Annotated in this window: 20 protein-coding genes; 14 read left to right on the top strand and 6 right to left on the bottom strand. The window is 70.6% G+C overall.

Annotated elements, in window-relative coordinates; translation table 11 throughout:
* Window positions 1-284: 284 nt before the first annotated feature.
* Window positions 285-926, bottom strand: a complete 642-nt coding sequence (locus DYE07_RS14340) for a DsbA family oxidoreductase (RefSeq protein ID WP_115297375.1) — start codon at window positions 924-926, stop codon at window positions 285-287.
* A 269-nt stretch (window positions 927-1,195) separates the two neighbouring features.
* Between DYE07_RS14340 and DYE07_RS14335 the strand changes: the two genes are divergently transcribed.
* The 9 genes from DYE07_RS14335 (at window position 1,196) to DYE07_RS14295 (ending at window position 12,505) form a co-directional block, all read left to right on the top strand.
* A complete protein-coding gene (locus DYE07_RS14335) occupies window positions 1,196-2,218 on the top strand; it encodes a glutathione S-transferase family protein (RefSeq protein WP_115297404.1) in 1,023 nt (340 codons plus the stop codon).
* A 66-nt stretch (window positions 2,219-2,284) separates the two neighbouring features.
* Entirely contained in the window at window positions 2,285-3,106 is an 822-nt protein-coding gene (locus tag DYE07_RS14330) for a histidine phosphatase family protein (protein ID WP_237723766.1), read from the top strand.
* Window positions 3,103-3,456 (top strand): hypothetical protein, encoded by a 354-nt coding sequence (locus tag DYE07_RS15450; protein WP_174897350.1) that lies wholly within the window; start codon window positions 3,103-3,105, stop codon window positions 3,454-3,456. Before DYE07_RS14330 ends, DYE07_RS15450 begins: the two co-directional genes overlap by 4 nt.
* The gene (locus DYE07_RS14320) at window positions 3,449-4,084 is read left to right on the top strand and encodes an endonuclease (protein WP_115297373.1); all 636 of its coding nucleotides are present in this window, start codon (window positions 3,449-3,451) and stop codon (window positions 4,082-4,084) included. Before DYE07_RS15450 ends, DYE07_RS14320 begins: the two co-directional genes overlap by 8 nt.
* 236 nt (window positions 4,085-4,320) lie before the next feature.
* The gene (locus tag DYE07_RS14315) at window positions 4,321-5,883 is read left to right on the top strand and encodes a purine-cytosine permease family protein (RefSeq protein ID WP_115297372.1); all 1,563 of its coding nucleotides are present in this window, start codon (window positions 4,321-4,323) and stop codon (window positions 5,881-5,883) included.
* Window positions 5,880-6,422: an isochorismatase family protein gene (locus tag DYE07_RS14310; RefSeq protein WP_115297371.1), complete on the top strand. Its 543-nt coding sequence runs from the start codon at window positions 5,880-5,882 to the stop codon at window positions 6,420-6,422. Before DYE07_RS14315 ends, DYE07_RS14310 begins: the two co-directional genes overlap by 4 nt.
* Window positions 6,423-6,609: 187 nt before the next feature.
* Window positions 6,610-8,250: a VWA domain-containing protein gene (locus DYE07_RS14305; RefSeq protein ID WP_172463044.1), complete on the top strand. Its 1,641-nt coding sequence runs from the start codon at window positions 6,610-6,612 to the stop codon at window positions 8,248-8,250.
* 51 nt (window positions 8,251-8,301) lie between these two features.
* On the top strand, window positions 8,302-12,267 hold the full coding sequence (locus DYE07_RS14300; RefSeq protein ID WP_147286956.1) for a PDDEXK-like endonuclease domain-containing protein: 3,966 nt from the start codon (window positions 8,302-8,304) through the stop codon (window positions 12,265-12,267).
* Window positions 12,254-12,505 (top strand): hypothetical protein, encoded by a 252-nt coding sequence (locus DYE07_RS14295; RefSeq protein WP_147286955.1) that lies wholly within the window; start codon window positions 12,254-12,256, stop codon window positions 12,503-12,505. Before DYE07_RS14300 ends, DYE07_RS14295 begins: the two co-directional genes overlap by 14 nt.
* 111 nt (window positions 12,506-12,616) lie before the next feature.
* On the opposite strand, the gene DYE07_RS14290 is transcribed toward DYE07_RS14295, so the two are convergent.
* The 5 genes from DYE07_RS14290 to DYE07_RS14270 all read right to left on the bottom strand — a co-directional run bounded on the left by DYE07_RS14290 (window position 12,617) and on the right by DYE07_RS14270 (window position 16,259).
* Window positions 12,617-13,021, bottom strand: coding sequence for an MscL family protein (locus DYE07_RS14290; RefSeq protein ID WP_237723764.1), 405 nt, complete (start codon window positions 13,019-13,021; stop codon window positions 12,617-12,619).
* A gap of 77 nt (window positions 13,022-13,098) precedes the next feature.
* A complete protein-coding gene (locus DYE07_RS14285) occupies window positions 13,099-13,584 on the bottom strand; it encodes a hypothetical protein (RefSeq protein WP_115297368.1) in 486 nt (161 codons plus the stop codon).
* Between the two features lie 94 nt (window positions 13,585-13,678).
* The gene (locus DYE07_RS14280; protein ID WP_038571495.1) at window positions 13,679-13,921 is read right to left on the bottom strand and encodes an FmdB family zinc ribbon protein; all 243 of its coding nucleotides are present in this window, start codon (window positions 13,919-13,921) and stop codon (window positions 13,679-13,681) included.
* 87 nt (window positions 13,922-14,008) lie between these two features.
* Window positions 14,009-15,544, bottom strand: coding sequence for a potassium/proton antiporter (locus DYE07_RS14275; RefSeq protein ID WP_038569220.1), 1,536 nt, complete (start codon window positions 15,542-15,544; stop codon window positions 14,009-14,011).
* 76 nt (window positions 15,545-15,620) lie between these two features.
* On the bottom strand, window positions 15,621-16,259 hold the full coding sequence (locus DYE07_RS14270; RefSeq protein WP_115297367.1) for a 5-formyltetrahydrofolate cyclo-ligase: 639 nt from the start codon (window positions 16,257-16,259) through the stop codon (window positions 15,621-15,623).
* A gap of 18 nt (window positions 16,260-16,277) precedes the next feature.
* Between DYE07_RS14270 and galU the strand changes: the two genes are divergently transcribed.
* The 5 genes from galU to DYE07_RS14245 all read left to right on the top strand — a co-directional run bounded on the left by galU (window position 16,278) and on the right by DYE07_RS14245 (window position 20,209).
* A complete protein-coding gene (gene galU / locus DYE07_RS14265; RefSeq protein WP_115297366.1) occupies window positions 16,278-17,234 on the top strand; it encodes a UTP--glucose-1-phosphate uridylyltransferase GalU in 957 nt (318 codons plus the stop codon).
* Window positions 17,235-17,322: 88 nt separating this feature from the next.
* Window positions 17,323-18,612: a molybdopterin molybdotransferase MoeA gene (locus DYE07_RS14260; protein ID WP_074040826.1), complete on the top strand. Its 1,290-nt coding sequence runs from the start codon at window positions 17,323-17,325 to the stop codon at window positions 18,610-18,612.
* A 1-nt stretch (window position 18,613) separates the two neighbouring features.
* Window positions 18,614-19,081 carry a cyclic pyranopterin monophosphate synthase MoaC gene (moaC, locus tag DYE07_RS14255; RefSeq protein WP_006943919.1) on the top strand — a complete coding sequence of 156 codons (468 nt, stop codon included), beginning with the start codon at window positions 18,614-18,616 and terminating at the stop codon, window positions 19,079-19,081.
* Window positions 19,074-19,562 carry a MogA/MoaB family molybdenum cofactor biosynthesis protein gene (locus DYE07_RS14250; protein ID WP_040014330.1) on the top strand — a complete coding sequence of 163 codons (489 nt, stop codon included), beginning with the start codon at window positions 19,074-19,076 and terminating at the stop codon, window positions 19,560-19,562. Before moaC ends, DYE07_RS14250 begins: the two co-directional genes overlap by 8 nt.
* Entirely contained in the window at window positions 19,562-20,209 is a 648-nt protein-coding gene (locus DYE07_RS14245; protein ID WP_115297365.1) for a GNAT family N-acetyltransferase, read from the top strand. Before DYE07_RS14250 ends, DYE07_RS14245 begins: the two co-directional genes overlap by 1 nt.
* The last annotated feature ends 431 nt before the right edge of the window (window positions 20,210-20,640 follow it).

Raw genomic sequence — 20,640 nt, 5'->3', positions numbered from 1 at the left:
TTCATCTCTGACGCGCGGCCGAGATGGGCGGACGTCTCCAGGGCGCGCCCATCTAGTCGGGACACGCACAGAGGAGAATGACCGCACTTTCCGGTGACTGCAGAATGGCCAAGCGCCCCGCAATCGGCCAGACAGCACCTCGCCCGGGCGGTGAGGCGTGCACGCGAGTAAACACACACCTTGCGCCCAAATGCACCCGGGTGCATTTGGGCGCAAAGGGTGCTGTCGCCTCCCCGCTTGCGCGACGTGACGCGCAAGTGGGGCGGGCCGCAGGGCTCAGGCCGTCAGAGACCCTTCGTGCTCGCCGTGTTGGGCATGCCCTCTGGGCGGGTGCGCTTGAGTTCGTAGAACGCCGGGACGCTGACGAGGCCGACGAGCGAATCCCACAGGCGCAGCGCGTCTTCCTTGCTCGGCAGTTCCTGCAGTACGGGGCCGTAGAAGCCGCGGCGCTGACCGTCATCGGAGACGAAGACGATCGTCGGCACGCCCGTGTCATCACCGACCGCCTCGACAGCGGAGTCGATCGACGCCTGCAGAACCTCGTCGAGCGACGTGTCGTCAGCCGCCTTCGCCAGCTCCGCCGGCAGCCCGGCGGCGGCGAGAACGTCGGCGATCATCATGTCGTCGTACTCCTCGTGGTCGAGGTGGAAGCGTCGGCCAAACGCCGAGTACAGGTCGATGACACTCGCACCGTGCTGCTCCGCCGCCTTCGTGATGACGCGCAACACGCGATGCGACGAACGGTGCATCTCGCCGTGCTCGTTGACGGCATCATCGTCTCCGGCGAGCTCGTTGTTCTTCATCGCCAAGCTGAACGGACGCCACGTGACGTCGACGTCACGCTCCACGCTCACCTCGAGAAGGAACCGGCTCGTGATCCAGCAGAACGGGCAACACGGGTCATAGAAGAATTCGATGCGCTCCATGACACGACGGTAGCAAGGCCTGCCATCGTCAGCCGAGCGTCACGAAGCGTCGCGTTCACGCGAGCAGAGGTATGAGGATGGCACCGCCTGCGCGTCGAGGCCGGGTGCGACCTCGACGCGCGTGTGAACGCCACGACGCGCCCCGGCGTGCCTGGCGTGACGCCCGCACCTCCGTGCCCCGGCGCATACTGGACGAGGCGTCGCACCACTCGGCGCCATGACCGCCCGGGTTGACGGCGGTTCGAGATTTGACGACCTGGGAGATCGACATGGCTGGCGAGGGCAAGGCGTACACCCGCGACACGCAGTACATCGAGGACCGCATCCTCGACGATCCCGACGCGCGGTGGCCCGTGGAGCCGGGGCGCTACCGTCTCGTCGCCGCCCGCGCGTGCCCGTGGGCGAACCGCGCCATCATCGTCCGGCGCCTGCTCGGGCTCGAGGACGTCATCTCGATGGGGTTGTGCGGCCCGACGCACGACGAGAACTCGTGGACGTTCGACCTCGACCCCGGCGGGCTCGACCCCGTCCTGCGAATCCCGCGCCTCAAGGACGCCTATGAGGCGCGCTTACCCGGCTATCCGAGGGGCATCACGGTGCCGGCGATCGTCGACGAGCGCAGCGGCGAGGTCGTGACCAACGACTTCGCACAGATCACCGAGGACTTCGCGACGCAGTGGACGCGCCACCACCGCGACGGCGCCCCCGACCTGTGGCCGCAGGAACTGCGCGAGGAGATGGACGCCGTCAACAAGCGCGTCTACACCGAGGTGAACAACGGCGTCTATCGTTGCGGCTTCGCGGGGGATCAGCAGGCCTACGACGCCGCCTACAAGCGGCTGTTCACAGCCCTCGACTGGCTCGAGGAGCGTCTCGCCACGCGCCGCTACCTCGTCGGCGACGCGATCACCGAATCCGACGTGCGCCTGTTCACGACGCTCGCGCGATTCGACGCCGTCTACCACGGTCACTTCAAGTGCAATCGCCGCAAGCTCACCGAGATGCCGAACCTGTGGGGTTACGCGCGCGACCTGTTCACGACGCCCGGATTCGGCGACACGATCGACTTCACCCAGATCAAGCAGCACTACTACCTCGTGCACCGCGACCTCAACCCCAAGGGCATCATCCCCGACGGTCCCGACCTGAGCGTCTGGGCCGAACCGCACGATCGAGCGCGTCTCGGCGGCACCCCGTTCGGTGACGGCACCGCGCCCGGCGCGATCCCGGAGGCCGAACGCGTGCCGACGAGCGCCAACCCCCTCGTCGGGACCGACGGTCTCGTGCACTGACGCGCGTGCCCACGGGTGGCGCGGGGGAGTGGCGCGTCGTCGATGGCAGGGCATAGCGTCAACGGTGTGGATCAGGTAACTCTCGTTCTCGTGCGTCATGGCGAGTCGGAGGGCAACGTGGCAGCGGAGGCGGCGCTGCGCGATGACCTCGAGCGCATCGACGTGCCCGTGCGCGACCCCGACATCGAACTGAGCGAACTCGGCCGCCGACAAGCCGCCGCCGTCGGCACGTGGCTCGCGAAACAGCCCGCCGACGATCAGCCGGACGTCACGTGGACGAGCCCGTATCGACGCGCGCGTCAGACGGGCCAGATCGCGCTCGACGAGGCGTCGCTCGAACTGCCCGTCCTCGTCGACGAGCGTCTGCGCGACCGCGACATGGGTGTCACCGACATGCTCACCGGGCGCGGCATCCGCGACGCCCACCCCGAGGAGGCGAAGCGCCGCGAATGGATCGGCAAGTTCTACTACCGCCCCTCCGGCGGCGAATCCTGGGCCGACGTCGCCGGCCGCGTCCGCGCCGTCATGGCCGATCTACGCCTGCGCGCCGCGGGCAAGACGGTGCTCGTCACGGCGCACGACGTCGTCAACCTCATGTTCTGCTACGTCGCCGAGGGCATGGACGAGGACGCCGTCATGGAGCGCGCCCGCACGAACGGAATGCGCAACGCCGCGATCTGCCGCCTCGTCAGCGACGACGAATCGCCGACCGGCTGGCGCCTGCTCGACTACAACCTCGACGAACACCTGCGCGACTCTGGCATCGCCGTCACCGATCAACCGGGCGCGGCCGACGACATCGGCGCACATGGTTCGGCGCAGCGCGACGAGAAGCGCGAGTCCGACGACAACGCGTCGAACCCCGGCGAGAAGGAGGCGTCCGCATGAGCATCGAGCGCCCCGAGATCCCAGACGTCGCACGCGGCGGTGACGCCACGTCGCCGACGACGGTGACGCCCAACCTGCTGCGCAGCTGGCCGCTGCCCGAGCCGACCGGCACGAAGTACAGCCGCGGCCAGTGCCTCGTCATCGGCGGCGATCGATCGACGCCTGGCGCGGCGATGCTGTCCGGGCAGGCGGCACTGCGCGTCGGGCTCGCGCAGGGCCTCGTGTGGGGCAAGCACGTTCATGCTGCGGCCGGGGATGTGCTCGCGGCCGAACACGGGCGCGTCGGCTTCCTCGCCGGTGAGATCCCGCCCCGCCTGCCGATGGCACTCGCCACCCTGCGCGGTGACTGACGCCCGGGCCCTGGCCGCGAAACTCGTTGCCGCGGACGGTGAGACGTTCGCCGAACGCGCCGGTGTGAGACTCGTCGACGAACCCGCGGCGCTGTGGCAGCTGCTCGTCGTCGCACAGTTGCTGTCGGCTCGCATCCGCGCCGAGGCGGCCCTTGCGAGCGCGCGCGAGCTGTTCGCGATCGGTTGCACGACACCGTCGGGCACCCGTGCGACGTCGTGGCAGCAACGCGTCGACGCCCTCGGCCGCGGCGGCTACCGGCGCTACGACTTCTCGACGTCGACGCGTCTCGGCAAGAACGCCGAGACGATCCGCGAGCGATGGGACGACGACCTGCGGCGTCTGCGCGACGAAGCGGGCGCTGACCCGAAACGGATCGTGAAGCTGCTGCAGGAGTTCGACGGCATCGGCCCGACGGGCGCGGGCATCGTCGTGCGCGAGGTGCAGTCGACGTGGCACCTGAGAGAACCCTTCGCCGACACGCTGACGGTCAAGGGCGCCCGGCTGGCGGGGTTACCCACCGACGCCGCAGCCCTGGCCGACCTCGTCGCCCCTGACGAGCGCGCCGCCCTCGCCGCGGCACTCGTCGTCGTCGCTCGACAGCCGGGTGTGTTCGACGAGCTCGGCTGAGGGCGCGGGCTCGCCCGACGCGTCGCTTTCGATCGCCTCAGCGAGGTCGGCGCAAGCGCCCGCCACAGCCACGATCGTCCTCGCCCGTCAGCAGTCGCAGCGGCGGCGGCCTTGCGTGCCAGACCGTACCGTCGACCCGCCGCGTGAGCGACAGGTCGAGCACCCGTCATGTCATGGTGACCAAAAGGGCTGGTCGAAACGCCCCACGCGCGTCGTCCGCCTGCCACGATGAGCGCATGAGCACACCAGCTGACGCCGCAGCGTCGCGACAGGCCGCCACTGCGGCCGCATCCCGTCGCCTCTCCGTCGAGACCACAGGCATCGAGATCATCGACGAATCGGAGCGTACGGCGCGCCCGCGCGACCTGTTCTGGCCATGGTTCGCGGCCAACGTCAGCGTCTTCGGCATGGCGACCGCCTCGTTCGTCCTCGGCTTCGGCATCTCTTTCGCGCAGGCGCTCGCGGTGTGCGTCGTCGGCGTCGTCCTGTCGTTCCTGCTGTGCGGGCTCATCGCCGTCGCCGGCAAGCGGGGCAGCGCGCCGACGATGGTGCTGTCGCGCGCTGCGTTCGGTGTCCGCGGCCAGAAGGTGCCGGGCGTCATCTCGTGGCTGACGTCGATCGGGTGGGAGACGTTCCTGTCGATCATGGCGGTACTCGCGACGTCCACGATCTTCGACCGGCTCGGCTGGGGCGGTGGCACGGCCACGAAGATCGTCGCCGCCGTCGTCGTCGCCTCGATGATCGTGCTCGCCTCCGTCGCGGGCTACCACATCATCATGAAGCTGCAGTCCGTCCTCACCTGGCTGACGGGGCTCGCCACCCTCGCCTACGTCGCCCTCACCCTCGACGAGGTGCACTGGAGCGCGGTGACGGCCGTCCCCGCCGGTTCATGGCAGGCGGTGACGGGCGCGCTCGTCATGGTGATGACGGGGTTCGGCCTCGGCTGGATCAACATCGCCGCCGACTGGTCGCGCTACCAGCGCCGTGACGCCTCGGGCGGCGCGATCGTCTTCTGGAACACGTTCGGCGGCGCCGTCGCGCCCGTCCTGCTGCTGACGTACGGTCTGCTGCTTGCCGCATCGAATCCGAAGCTCGAGGAAGGCATCGCCGCCGACCCCGTCGGCACGCTCGCGACGATCCTGCCGACGTGGTTCCTCATCCCGTTCCTCGTCTCGGCCGTACTCGCGCTCGTGTCGGGCGCGGTGCTCGGCATCTACTCCTCCGGCCTGACGCTGCTCAGCCTCGGCGTGCGCATCCCGCGGCCGGCGGCGGCGCTCGTCGACGGCGCGATCCTGACGCTCGGCACGATCTGGGTCGTGTTCTTCGCGCAGGACTTCCTCGGCCCGTTCCAGTCGTTCCTCATCACCCTCGGCGTGCCCCTCGCGTCGTGGGCGGGCGTCATGATCGCCGACGTCGCGCTGCGGCGCCGCGACTACGACGAGGCTGCGCTGTTCGACGCCCGCGGGCGCTACGGCGCGTTCGACTGGACGTCACTGGCCGTCCTCGCCGTCGCCTCCGTCATCGGGTGGGGGCTCGTCGTCAACAGCTTCGCCGCGGACGCCTCGTGGAACAACTGGCAGGGCTACCTGCTCGACCCGCTCGGCCTCGGCCACGAGACGACGGACGGTTGGAGCGGCGACTGGGCATACTCCAACATCGGCGTGCTCCTCGCGCTCGTGCTGTCGTTCGTCGCGACGCTGCTGCTGCGACGTGGGCGGGTGCGTCGTCAGGAACTCGACGATGACGCCCGACGCGGCGTTGTGGGCTCGGACGACCGGCGCGGGAAGGTGACGTCATGATTGCCGATGTGCTTACCGACGACGCGTGGCTCGTCATCATCGACCCGCAGGTCGTGTTCGCCTCGTCCTCGAGCGAGTGGGGTTCGCCGATGTTCTCCGCCGCGCTCACGCCGATTCATGCATTGGCTGAGCGGTACACCGGCCGCACGATCGTCACGCGCTTCGTGCCGCAGCTGCCGCCGCGAGGATCGTGGGCGGATTACTACGCCGCGTGGCCGTTCGCGGCCCGCCCGGGCGACGACGAGATGTACGCCCTCGTGCCCGAGATCGCCGACATCGCGGCGGGCGCCCACCATGTCGACGAACCGACGTTCGGCAAGTGGGGCGAGCAGGTGCGCGGACTCACAGGCGACACCCCGACGCTCGTGCTCGCGGGTGTCTCCACCGACTGCTGCGTCGTCGCGACAGCACTCGCTGCCGCTGACGCCGGGGCGCGCGTCCACGTCGTCGCCTCGGCCTGCGCCGGCTCGGACGTCACGAACCACGAGCGCGCCCTCGACGTCATGCGACTGTTCGCGCCGCAGATCACGGTGCACTGAAGCGTGTGCTGACGACGCGTCTCGACCTGACGTCCTGTCGTCAACAGGGTGCGTACTGCTCGACGGATGGGAGCAGCAGCCCCGCGCGGCGGGATTCGAGCTCGCAGGCAACGACACGCGCCCAGCACGCGTCGAACTGCTGAAGATGCCAGCCTGGGCCACCACCTCCCCGGTACATTGGGGCGTCATGGCCGAACATCACACGCCCACGCCCAGCGTCCCCACCCGTCGTCGGGTGATGGCGCTCGCCGGGCTGGCCGGCGTCGTCGCCGTCACGGGGGCGGGGGCGACGAAGGTGGTCGCCGCGCACGGCGAGGGGCGTACGAACTGCTCGGCGCAGTCGGTCGTGCAGGTCGCGGCTCCCGCGGCGATCGCCGACGCCGTCCGTCACGCGGCGGATCAGGTCGAGGCACGCGGTGACGTATGCGCGTCGTACAGCGTCAGCTCGCAGAACCCGGGCGACACGTACCAGTCGATCATCACGAGTTCGCCGAGCGAACCGCAGGTGTGGATCAGCGACTCGCCCGCGTGGACGCAGCTCATCGAGAAGAAGCTCGGCAGCGGCTGGGTGACGACGGGCGACACGATCGCGACGAGCCCCGTCGTCATGGGCGTGCCCGCGAGCCTGCGCAGCGCGGCGAAGAAGCCGAACAGCTGGTTGAGCGTGCTCGACAACAAGCTGCCCGTCAGTTTCATCGACACCGATGTCGCGACGGAGAGCCTGCTCGCCGTCATCGCCGCAGATCAGCAGGCCAACACCAACGACGCGCGCTCCGACCTCATGCGCGCGGTGCTGCGCCTGTCGCGGTCGCTGACGACGGCCGCGACGATGGACGGCAACGCGCTGCAGGGCGCCGACCGCGCGCGCATCTACCCGGTGAGCGAGCAGCAGATGCTCGCGTTCAACAAGGCCCACCCCGACAAGCCGCTGACGCCGATGGTGCCGACGGGCGGCGCGAAACAACTCGAGTATCAGTGGGTGACGCCGGTGCGCGGCACCCAGGCCGACAGCGCTGCCCTCGATGCGCTGAAGCAGCAGTTGCTCAGCCCCACGGAGAAGACCTACCGCAGCGAGCAGGGCTTCCGCGACGGCGGCAGTGACGCTCCGGCGGGCGGCAGCGTCCTACCGGCCTCGCTGCCGATGATGGCGCCTGCGTCGCAAGCGACGACCGTCAGCGCCGACACGGCCTGGACGAACCTCAAGAAGGACGCGCGGATGCTCGTCCTCATCGACGTCTCCGGGTCGATGCAGACGAAGATCGACGGCGGCCAGAGCCGCATCGAGCTGATGGAGAGCACCGCCATCGCGGCGCTCGACGTGCTGCCGAAGACCACGCGCCTCGGGGCCTGGGCGTTCAGCTCCAGCCTGCAGAAGAACCACGTCGACTACCTGCCGCTGACGAACGGTGAGCAGCCGATCCTCGACGACACCTACCGAAACGGCCTCATCGCGAAGGCGCACACGCTGCCGGGCCTCGCAGCGAAGAACGGCGACACGGCGCTGTACGACACGATCGCGGCGGCGTACAAGAGCGTCACCGACACCTACGACCCGAACTACGTCAACTCCGTCGTCGTCCTCACCGACGGCACGAACGACGACCCCAACGGCGGCCTCTCGCTCGATCAGCTCCTCGCGCGCCTCAAGTCGCAGTACTCGGCCGACAAGCCCGTCAAGATCGTCACGATCTCGCTCGGCACGGGTACCGACCCCGACGCGCTCAAGCGCATCGCCAAGGCCACCGACGGCCTCAGCTACCAGACGAAGACACCCGAGCAGATCTCCGGAGTGTTCGTCGACGCGTTCCTGCGCCGCTCCGACTACTGAGCGCCGGGGAGCCTGGCGACGAACGCCAGGTTTCACCGATAACCTGCCGTGGTGACGAACGAACACGTGAACGCTGCGCACGAGACGATGAACGCGGCGGACGAAGACCGTCGTCAGGCCGTGCGTGACGCCGCCGCGGTGTGGCAGCGTCACCTCGTCGACCTCGGCGGGCGCAACTCGCTGCTGTGGCAGCGCACCGACGACTCCGTCGAGCTCGACCTCACGACGGCGCACCCGGCGGGCGTCGCGAAGCTGCTGTCGGGACGTAGCGTGCTGCTGTCGCAGATCGTGCGTTCGGAGCACGCGTACGCCGAGGCGTACGAGAAGGCGCTCGCGATCCGTGACCTGTCACGCGAACTGCTCGAGGAGCGCGGCATCCTCAGCTGTTTCCTCGCCCTCGGCCGCGCGACGTGGCAGATGAGCGGTGACGCGGTGCCGGCCGCGCCGATCCTGTTGCGCCAGTGCGACATCCACTTCGGGGGCCGCGGCGGTGACGATCTCGTCCTCGAGGTCTCGCGCACCGTCGAACTCAACTCGGCGCTGTCCACCTACTTCGCCTCACGCGGCATCAACATCGACCACGAGTACGTGACGGCGTCGTCGGCCGGCCCGCACGGGTTCGACCCGGCCCCGACGTACGCGATGATGCGCCGCGCGGGCGCGTCGATCCCGGGGTTCCGCATCGACGAGCGCCTCGTCGTCTCGACGTTCAGCTACGCGAAGCTTTCGATGGTGCGCGACGTCGCAGAGCAGGCGCCGCGCCTGCACACGCATCCCGTCGTCGCCGCGATGGCCGGTGACGAGGCGTCGATCTTCGACGTCGGCGCCGAGGCGCCCGCCGCTGGGCTCGACGCCGACCCGCGCGAGGAGTTTCTCGTCCTCGACGCCGACTCGGCGCAGCAGGCGGCGATCGACGCCGTCATGGGTGGCCAGCACCTCGTCCTCATGGGCCCACCCGGCACCGGCAAGAGCCAGACGATCGCAAATCTCGTCGCCACCCTGACCGCGCACGGCAAGAGCGCGCTGTTCGTCGCCGAGAAGCGCGCCGCGATCGACGCCGTCATCGGACGGCTGTCGGCGCTCGGCCTCGGCGACCTCATGCTCGACGCGCACGCCGGTTCCGGCACGCCCGCCGACCTCGTCGACACCCTCGCGCGACGCCTCGTCACCGCGCCCGCAGCGGGTGCCCCGCACGTCGGTGACGCCTTGCGCTCACCGCACGGCGACGGTCCGAGCGCGGATGGGCCGGACCCGCGCGTCATCGACGAACTCGAATCCGAGCGCGTCACCCTGATCGAGCACGTGCGCGCCCTGCACCGCGTGCGTGACCCGTTCGGCGTCAGCGCGCACGACGCGCAGAGCCGCATCGCCGAACTCAACGCCCTGCCGCACCCGCCGCGCTCACGCGTGCGTCTCGAGGGTGAGCCGCTCAACCGTCTCGACACCGAGGCGCGTGACGAGACCGGACGCACGCTGCTCGGACTCGCGCAGGATCGCGCGTGGAAGGGCGAGGGCGAACCCGACGCCTGGTTCGGCGCGCGCGTGCGCGGTAGCGAGCACAGCGAACGCGCTCGAGACCTCGTGCTGCGACTGGCCGGCGATGACGGCTTGGTTGGCGACGGTTCGGTTGGCGGACGCTCCGGCGACGACGGCTCGGCCGATGAGGCCGGCGGCGAACTGGCCCGCCACCGTGCGTCGCTCGCGGCCCTCGCGGACGCGGCAGGGTTGCCCGTGCCGACGACGATGACGCAGGCCTCGGACGTGCTCGACCTCATGAGCCACGTGACGAAGACCCTCGACGTGTTCACCTCCGACGTGTTCGCGCTCGACCTCGACGCGGGCGTCGTCGCGAGCGCGCCGCGTACCGAGCGCAAGGGCGCCGAGCACCAGGTGGGCGCGATGGAGCGTCGCCGGCTGCTCAAGGAGGCCCGCGCGACGCTGCGTCCCGGGCGTCCGCCCGAGGATCTGCACGCCATGCTGCAGCGCGCCGCCGACGAGCAGGCGCGCTGGCGTGAGTTCGGCGGGCAGGGGCGCCCCTGCGTGCCGCCGATGACGGAGCAGGTGCGCGCCGCGCACACGCGCCTGACCGACGAACTCGACTGGCTCGGGCAGCGTCTCGAGGGCACGCGCGGTGCGACGAACCTCGTGACGCTCGACCTCGACGAGCTCGCCGCACGCCTCCAGACCCTCGCCGCCGACGCCGACCGTATCGAGGTCGCGGCGCGCTCCGGCTCGCAGATCGACCGCCTGCGCGCTCTCGGCCTCGGACCGGTCGTCGACGACTTCGCGGCGCGGGGCGTGAACGAGGACGCCGTGCCCGCCGAGTGGGAGTTCATCTGGTGGACGAGCGTGCTCGAGCGCGTGCGCCGTCAGGATCCGGCATACGAGGAGCACCGCGGCAACGACCTGCGCGCCGCCGCGCAGCGCTACGCAGCAGCCGATCGCCGTCACCTCGACGAGACACCGCACCGCGTGCGTCAGCGCGCCTACCGGCGCATCGACGCCGTCGCGCAGCACCTGCCCGAGCAGGTCGAGGCGATGGAGGCGGCTCTCGTCTTCGGTCACCACGCGGGCAGCGCCGACGCGCTGCGTCAGGCCTTCGCCGGTGCGCCGGATCTCATGACGGCGCTCGCGCCGTGCTGGGCGATGAGCCCGCTCGTCGTCGCGCAGACGCTGCCGCCGGGGCGCTGGTTCGACGTCGTCATCTTCGACGAGGCGAGCCAGATCCCGCCCGCCGAGGCGATCTCGGCGATCTCGCGTGGCGTGCAGGTCGTCGTCGCCGGTGACACACAGCAGCTCGCGCCGACGAGCTTCTTCCAGCGCACCTCGGCGGGGGAGGACACCGCGCACACGGGCGAATCCGTGCTCGACGTGCTCGCCGGCCTGCTGCCCGTGCGCCACCTGCGCTGGCACTACCGCTCTCTCGACGAGCGTCTCATCGCCTTCTCCAACGAAGCGGTCTACGAGGGTGAACTCATCACCTTCCCGCGCGCGGACGTCGAGAACGTGTTGCGCCTTCACCGCGTCGAGGTGCGCGAACCGTACCCCGACGAGGCGGCGCCGGATCAGGGCAAGGCCGAGGTCGAGGCCGTCCTCGACCTCGTGCGTCAGCACGCCGCGCAGCGCCCGCACGAGTCGCTGGGCGTCATCACCCTCGGCCTCACGCATGCTCGCCGCCTCGAACGCGCCGTCACCGCGCAGGCACGTGTCGACAGCGAGCTCGCCGCGTTCCTCGCCGCCCACCCGGAGGCGCCGTTCTTCGTCAAGAACCTCGAACGCGTCCAGGGCGACGAGCGCGACGCCGTCATCCTCTCCCTCGGCATCGCGCCGTACCCCACGGGCGCTCTCGTGCGCCGGTTCGGGGCGCTCAACCACGTCGGCGGTGAGCGTCGCCTCAACGTCGCCATCTCCCGCGCGCGCCGACGCATGGACGTCGTCTCCGCGTTCACCGGCGACGAGGTCGACCCGGCCGCGCTGCGCTCGCGCGGCGCGGTGCTCCTGCGCGACTTCCTGCTCTACGTCGCCGAGTGCGATGAGCGCCTCGACACCGGCGCGGGCGAGCCGGAGCTCGACGGTGACGAACTCGTCACCGTCGTCGCCGGGCGACGGCGCCGCACGTCGTCGTCGGGGTCGGTGGCGCTGCGCCGCGTCGGCGCGGACGCCGTCATCGTGCCCGTGCCGTACGTCGTCGAGGACCTCGCGCGGCGCCTGCGCGCCGAGGGCCTCGTCGTGCACACCGGGTACGGACACTCGCGGATGCGTGTCGACCTGGCCGTCGAGCATCCGAGGGAGCCTGGCCGCATGCTGCTCGCGGTCGAGAGCGACGGTGATGCCTACGCCGCGATGGGCAGTGTCCGCGAACGTGATCGGCTGCGCCCCGAGGCGCTGGAGCGGCTCGGCTGGCACCATGATCGCGTGTGGACCGTCGACCTGTTCCGCGATCCGGCCCGCGATAGCTCCCGCATCGTCGCGCTCGTGGGTCGCCTCCTCGCGGAGGAGAACGATGAGCGATTCTGAGCCCCGTCGTCGTCGTCCGCGCCGGGCGTCGGCGCCTGCGACGCGCACGGTGGACGGGCAGACGCGGGTTGCCACGAGCCGCGACGGTGAGGTCGCCGCTGACGGCGCCGCGGCGCCCGCGTCGGCCACGCCTGACGCCGACTGGTCGCGCTGGTGGAGCCGTGACGACGACGCGCCGGGGCCGCGCAGCGCTCAGGATCAGTGGTACCTCGATCAGCGTCCGCCGCACTGGGGTTGAGCCTGGGCTCCGGGGGAATGGCGGAGCGGACATGACGAAGGGCGTGAACACCATGGTGTTCACGCCCTTCGTGCGCTCAGAGACCGAGAGGCCTCATGCGCTCGATGAGCCTCAGAGGCGGCGGCCCGCGCGCAGCTCGTCGCGGATCTCGGCCAGCAGCGACAGCTCGGTGTCCTCGGCGTCAGCCGGCTTGGCGAAGCGGGCCTTGGCAGCCTCGTAGGGCTTGACCATCGCGAAGTACACGACGAACGCGAGGACGAGGAAGCTGACGAGAACCGTGAGGAACGCGCCGACGTGGACGCCGCCCGGCTTGTAGGACGAGAAGTCCGGCGTGCCGCCGAGCTTGCCCAGCAGGTCCATGACGATCGTGATGAAGGCCTCGACGACCTTCGCGAACGCGCCGGCCATGATGAAGGCGACGGCAAGCTCGATGAGGTTGCCGCGCATGATGAAGTCCTTGAAGCCCTTCATGGCTTCTCCTAACTGCTCGGAATGCTGTGTGAAAGGTGCACTCATGACAGTACCCAGATGGGTGGAAAGTCGGGAAATCAAAACGGCCCGTCGTGTCGTCGTGCGTGATATGAAGCGATCGCTCACAGGCAGCCGGTGACGAGGAGGCCGCTTCCCGATTCCGCGGCGTCTCCCAGATGTTTGGCCACGCGAACGGTCTCGGCATCGGTCATCGCGATCGAGACCGTGCTCGTCGATGTGTTCGACATCACATCGCGAGCGGGAACTCGAGTCGAGCCCGGGTAGGTCGGAGCGCAGCCGACGAGCCGCGTCCCGGAGGCGTCCCACACGTCGACGCGGGCGGCATCCTGTGGGTTCGGCCCCACCGGCGTGATGCGCACGATGTGGCGTCCCCGCAGGGCGGCCGGTGCGGGGCCGTCGGCTGAGGCACCCGACGTGGCCGCGGACGCCGCCGGATCGGGGGCGCCGCCCGACGGTGCCGCGAGCGCCGCGCCGACGAGCAGGCAGGTGATGGCCCCTGCCTTGCGCAGCCGGCGGCGACGCGTCGCGGCCGCGCGCGTCGGGGCGTTGAGGCGGTGGACGACGTCGAGGGTGCGCAGTGAGGGCATGGCTCGACGCTAGGGCGAACCGCGCCGATGGTGGGCGCCGTCATGCCGCAGGCTGTGGATCAGGGTGCCCGGCCGTCACACCTGGGGATGGCCGTCAGGCGTCGGAGCTGCTCGAACCGCTCGAGCTCGAACCGGAACTGGAGCTCGAGCTCGTGCCGGAGGAACGGCTGTCGGTGCGGTAGAAACCCGCCCCCTTGAACGTCACGCCGACGCTGTTGAACACCTTGCGCAGCGGGCCGCCGCACTCGGGGCACGTCGTGAGAGCGGGGTCGTCGAACGACTGGCGCGCCTCGAAACCGTGGCCGCATTCCTTGCACGCGTAGGCGTAGGTGGGCATCGTCATTCCTTCTCTCGTGCCGGCGGGCGGCGCTGGTTCGACTGCGACATGGTAAGGCAGCGTCAGGGTCAGGCAGGCGCACGTCGCTCATGTGCGGGGCGCGGTGGGCATGCGCCAACCTGCGAGGCGTCCGCCCTCGCTCACCTCGCGGAAGCGGGCGAGGGTACGAGCGCGCACCGCCTCCTTCGTCACGACGAGCAGTTGATCGCCGGCGCGCAGCACGCTGCGCTCACCGGGCACGTAGCTGCGCTCGCCGTTGACGACGAGGGTGACGTTCGCGCCGACCGGTAGGCGCAGCTCGTACAGCATGACGCCCACGAGCTGCGAGTGCTCGCCGACCTTGACGTGCAGCATGTCGGCGCGCAGGTCCGTCAGCGGCGTGTTCTCGACCTCGAGCTCGACGGCGTGCGCGTCGTTGCCGATGCCGAGCACGCGGGCGACGAGCGGCAGCGTCGGGGCCTGCAGGAACGTGAAGACGACGACGAGGACGAAGACGAGGTCGAAGATCCAGCGCATCTGCTCGGCGCCCGCGGTCAGCGGCACCGTCGCGAGGACGACCGGCACCGCGCCGCGAAGACCTGCCCATGACAGGAACACCTGCTCGCGCCAGGAGAAGCCGAACGGCGTCATCGACGCGATGATCGAGGCGGGGCGGGCGAGCAGGAGCAGGACGAAGCCGACGACCATGGCGGGCACGAACTGGTCCATGAGGCGGCTGGGGGAGGCGAGCAGGCCGAGCAGGACGAACAGGCCGATCTGCGCGAGCCACCCCATCGCCTGCCCGAAGCCGCGCACGGCCTGACGGTGGGGGATCGGCATGTTGCCGAGGACGAGCGCCGCGAGGTAGGTCGCCATGAAGCCGCTCGTGTGGACGACGGACGCCGCGGCATAGGCGAGGACACCCCCGGCGACGACGCCGATTGCGAACAGACCTGACGAGCCGGGCGCGATGCGCTGCGAGAGGGCGCCGAGCACCCAGCCGACAGCGAGGCCGACGAGCGCGCCACCGGCGAGTTCGAACACCGCCATCCCGGCGAGGGAGAGGACGCCGTGGTGCTCGCCGCCGGGCACCACCTCGTCCGCGAGGGCGACGACGAGCAGCACGACGGGCGCGTCGTTGAAGCCCGACTCGGCCTCGAGCACGCCAGCGAGGCGATGCGGCAGCGGCACCTTGCGCAGCACCGAGAACACGGCCGCGGCGTCCGTCGAGGAGACGATGGCGCCGAGCAGCAGCGACGTCTTCCAGTCGAAGTCGAGCAGGAGGTGCGTCGCCGAACCGACGACCGCGACGGAGACGAGCACGCCGAGTGTCGACAGCAGCAGGGCCGGGGCGACGGACGCGCGGATGCTGCTCCACTGCGTCGTCAGACCGCCCTCGATGAGGATGAGGATGAGCGCGCAATAGCCGAGCACCTGCGTGAGGTTCGTGTTCTCGAAGCCGATGCCGAGCCCACCCTCACCGAGAGCGACGCCGATCGCGAGGTAGATGAGCAGCGTCGGCAGCCCCGAGCGGTTGGCGAGGCGGACGGCGGCGACGGCGACGAGCAGGACGAGCGAGCCGACGAGCAGCGTCAGCGGCAGGTCGGCGGTGTCGAACCCGGTGGCGGCGGCGGCTTCGATCATCGGGCCCCCTCCTCAGGTCGGCGTCAGCGGGTGGGTGCGTCGGCGTCGGCTCGGCCTCGTCGCGGGCCGGTGCCTCTCAGTATCCCAGGGCGTCGCCGAAGCGGACGAGGCCGTCCACGGTGAGGGCCGCGTCGACGCGTTCGTCGTGCGCCTCGACCGGGATGCTGGGCGCATCGGGGCCGGTCAGCAGCTCGTCGGGAAAGACGACGGCGACGACGGGTGTGCCCGGCCGTCGGCGCGGCAGGGCGCGGTCGTAGCAGCCGCCGCCCTGGCCGAGGCGTTCGCCGTTCGGGCCGATCGCGAGCGCGGGCGCGATGACGAGGTCGGCGGCCGCGATGCCACCCGTGCCCAGGTCGTCGCCCGTGGCGGCGTCACGCCAGGACAGGTCCAGATCGGCGAGCGTGATCGGCACGAGCAGGCGCCCGCGCGCCCTGACGGCGGCGTTGATCGGTTCGAGGTTCGACTCGCTCGCCAGCGGCTCGAACGAGGTGACGCAGGTGGCGCGTGCCAGCAGCGGTTCGAGGTGATGCAGCAGCGCGAGTCCGTCGGTGTGACGTTGCTCGGGGCTCGTCGCATCACGACGCTCTCGACGCGCGGCGCGAAGTCGTGCGCGCAAATCGCGCTTGGCGACGCGCTCGCGCTCGTCGGGCGTCGGCTCGACGTCGCGCGGAGGTGTCGCGCCGGTCGGTGCATCCGGGGCCCCGTTGTCGGTCATGAGGGCTAGCCTAGGCTCATGACTGAAACGCCGTCCTCCGCTCCTCGCCGTCGCGCGCGCAAGGCCGTCATCCCGGCCGCCGGGCTCGGCACGCGCTTCCTGCCTGCCACGAAGGCCATCCCCAAGGAGATGCTGCCGGTCGTCGACAAGCCGGCCATCCAGTACGTCGTCGAAGAGGCGGTGCGCGCAGGGGTTCCCGACATCCTCACGATCACCGGTCGTTCCAAGGCTGCTCTCGAGGATCACTTCGACCGCCACTGGGAGCTCGAGCGGGCCCTCGAGAAGAAGGGCGACGAGAAGCGCCTCAAGCGTGTGCAGAAGTCGGCCGACCTCGGTGAGGTCCACTTCATCCGCCAGGGCGAGCCGCGCGGCCTCGGCCACGCCGTGCTCGTCGGGCGCAACCACGTCGGCGACGAGCCGTTCGCCGTCCTGCTCGGCGACGACCTCATCGACGAGGACGACCACCTGCTCGAGCAGATGATCGACGTGCAGGCCAAGCACGGCGGGTCCGTCATCGCGCTCATGGAGGTGCCGGACGACCAGATCCACCTCTACGGCTGCGCGGCCGTCGAACCGATCGAGGGCGAGGGCGAAGCCGTCGTGCGCGTCACCGGTCTCGTCGAGAAGCCGGCCGCGGGGGAGGCGCCGAGCAACCTTGCGATCATCGGCCGCTACGTGCTCGACCCGTCGATCTTCGCGGTGCTCGAGAAGACGGAGCCGGGACGCGGCGGCGAGATCCAGCTGACGGACGCGCTCGCCGAGCGTGCGAGCGCGACGGGTGAGGGCGCCGGCGTCATCGGTGTCGTCTTCCGCGGCAGCCGTTACGACACGGGCGACCGTCTCGACTACCTCAAGGCCGTCGTGCGTCTCGGCACGCGTCACAACGAGTTCGGTTCCGACTTCCGCTCCTGGCTGCAGGGCTGGGTCGAGACCGACGAGGGCAAGGGGCGCACTCGCACCGAGCGCGGCGCCTGACGCCATCCAGCATGGGGATGACGCCCCGTTCGCAACCGAATCCGGTTGCGAACGGGGCGTTGTCGGTGGTGGGTTGCACAATGGGGGCATGTCGCACGCCCCCGAACTCATCACCGATGCCGAGCACCTCGCGCGCATCCTCGCGGCCGTTCCACGGCTGCCTGCGCGGCGGGTGGCGCTGGCCGACGGCGGGTGGGTCGGTGACGTCCTCGGGCGGGCGCTCGCCGCTGACGTGTGCAGCGGCGTCGACCTGCCGGGGTTCACGAATTCCGCGATGGACGGGTACGCCCTGCGAGCCGGGGACGCTGCGGACGGCGAGCTACCCGTCGTCGGCGACATCCCGGCCGGTGACACACGTGAGCTGACATGCGCGCCGGGTGAGGCCTGGCGCATCATGACGGGCGCGCCGGTGCCGTCGGGGACGACGACGGTGGTGCCGGTCGAGCAGAGCGACGGTGGGCTGGAGCGCGTGCGGTTCACGGGCGAGGTGGAGGACGGGCGCCACATCCGCCGACGCGGCGAAGACGTGCGCATCGGCGACGTGCTGCTGCGCGCCGGCACGATCATCGCACCGCAACACGTCGCCGTCATCGCCTCGGCGGGGGTGGATCACATCGAGGTGGCACCGCGCCCGCGCGTCGTCGTGCTGTCGACGGGGGACGAGCTGCGTCCGGCCGGAGAAGCGCTGCAGCATGGGCAGATCCACGATTCGAACGGGCCGATGCTCGCTGCGCTCGTCGCTGCGGTGGGAGCCGAACTCGTCGAGGTCGCGCACGTGCGTGACGATGCCGGCGAGGTGGCGCGGGTGCTGGAGCGTGCCGTCGCGACGGCTGACGCCGTCATCACGACGGGTGGGGTGAGCGCGGGGGCGTATGACGTCGTCAAGGCCGCGCTGATCGAGGCGGGCGAGGTGACGTTCGACAAGGTCGCGATGCAGCCCGGCAAGCCGCAGGGTTTCGGGCTGCTCGGCGAGCGAGGAGTGCCGGTGTTCACGCTGCCCGGCAACCCAATGAGCACGCTCGTGTCGTTCTGGGTGTTCGTCGCGCCCGCGCTCGCGCACATGAGCGGGCGCCCGGCGCCCGTGTGGCGACGCGGCGTCGTGCGTGGCCCGGGGTGGACGTGCCCGCGTGGACGTGCCCAGTACGCGCGGGTCCACGCGGTGCGCGGCGCTGACGGTGAGCTGACGATCCGTGCCAATGCGCGCCAGGGATCGCATCACCTCGGTGAGTTGGGCGAGGCCAACGCGCTCGCGCGTGTGCCGCGAGAGGCCCGCCAGGTCGAGACGGGTGAGATGCTCGACGTGCTCGTGCTCGACGGGCCGATCGACGCGCCCCTGGCGGGCGCCTACGACGAGAACGTGGCGGACGAGAAGGAGTGACATGAGCGACCTCACCCACGTGCGTGGTGACGGCAGCGCGCACATGGTCGACGTCGCGGCGAAGGCCGTGACGCGACGTTCGGCGTCGGCGGCGGGGCGCGTGCTGCTGAGCGAGCGCGCCGTGGCGGCGCTGCGTGACGGTGACGTGCCCAAGGGCGACGCCCTCGCCGTCGCACGCATCGCGGGGTTGCAGGCGGCCAAACGCACCCCTGACCTCATTCCGCTCGCCCACCCGATCGCGGTGCACGGTGTCGAGGTCGACCTCGACGTCACCGACGACGGCGTCGACATCCGCGCCACCGTCGTCACCGCCGATCGCACCGGCATCGAGATGGAAGCGCTGACCTGTGTGAGCGTCGCGGCGCTCGCGCTCATCGACATGGTCAAGGCCGTCGACAAGCACGCACGCATCACCGACGTGCGCGTCACGGCGAAGTCGGGTGGGCGCAGCGGTGACTGGCATGAGTGAACGGCGCGCCGCCGTCGTCACGTGCTCGACGCGAGCCGCGCAGGGGATCTACACCGACGCGACCGGGCCCGTCATCGCGGCATGGCTACGTGAGCGGGGGTGGACGGTCGACGCGCGACTCGTCGCCGACGGGCCGGCGGTGGGCGACGCGCTCGGTGACGCGCTCGCGCTCGGGTGCCGCGTCGTCGTCACGACCGGCGGGACGGGCGTCTCGCCGAGCGACGCGACGCCGGAGCAGACGCGGCCGTACCTCACGATGCAGCTCAGCGGCGTCGAGGAGGCGCTGCGTACGAAGGGTGTGGCCGCAGGGGTGGCGACGGCCGTCCTTTCGCGTGGGCTCGCCGGCATCGCGGACGGCGCCGCGGGGCGCGCGTTCGTCGTGAACCTGCCTGGCTCGCGTGGGGGAGTGGCCGACGGTCTCGACGTGCTCGACGGCATCCTCGAGCACGTCATGGCGCAGCTCGACGGAGGCTCGCACTGATGGGTCCGGGCACGTGGCCCGTCACGCTGCGGCGGCGCTATCGCGGCGGTGAGCTGGGGTTGCGTCCGTTGCATCCCCGTCGGGATCTGCAGGAGTGGAGTGCGCTGCGCGCCGCGAACCGCAGGTGGACGGGCCCCTGGGATTCGACGAACCCCTACCCCGAGCCGGCGCTGGGCTTCAAGGCGGCCGTCAAGGAGCAGAACGCGGAGGCACGCGCGGGTCGGTTGTTGCCGTGGGCGATGACGTGGAACGGTGCCCTGGCCGGGCAGGTGCACATCTTCACGATCGTGCGTGGGGCGCAGCAGGGCGGCACGATCGGCTACTGGATCGGTGAACGCTTCGCCGGGCACGGCCTGACGCCCATGGCCGTCGCGATGGCCGCCGACCACGCGTTCGGTGTGGAGCGCTTGCACCGCCTCGAGATCAACGTGCGCCCCGACAACGCGAACTCGCTGCGCGTCGTCGAAAAACTCGGCTGGCGTGACGAAGGCGTGCGCCGCGGGTTCCTCCACATCGACGGCGCGTGGCGCGACCACCGCACGTTCGCACTGCTGCGCCACGAGGTCGACGGCACGCTCGTGCAGCGTGTGGAGAATCTCGAGCGATCAGGCTCCGTCGACACTGTTGACACTGTCGACTCGCCATAGCGCCTCGGACGCATCGACCCCGTCTGACCCGCCTTGAGCCTGCCTGACTCCTCGGACCCCGACCCCCTCTGGCCCCCGACCCCGTCTGACCTTTCGGACCTCCGAACCCGTCTGCCCCCTCGAACCGCTGAACAGCGCCGTCGAAACCCACCTCGACGTGGCCCGTACCCAACTGCGATTCACGTCCACGTCGGCGAACGGCATCCACATCGGCGATTCATGTCCACAACTGCGATCTTCGTCCACATTCGCCGATGCTCCGCCATCCGCGCGTCGGAGCTGACCGCGCCCGTGCGCATCGACGATCGGCGCCGACGTCGGTCTGTGCCCCCCCCCCCCCCCCCCCCCCCCCCCCCTCGTCCGCCGGCGGCGGGGCATTGTTACCCCACGCAGCGAAGATTTTTTGCGCGACACGCGCGGCGTGGCTCACT

Origin of the sequence: Dermacoccus nishinomiyaensis (assembly GCF_900447535.1) — a bacterium.
Lineage (GTDB): Bacteria > Actinomycetota > Actinomycetes > Actinomycetales > Dermatophilaceae > Dermacoccus > Dermacoccus nishinomiyaensis.
This window is presented reverse-complemented; position numbering and strand designations above follow the sequence as displayed.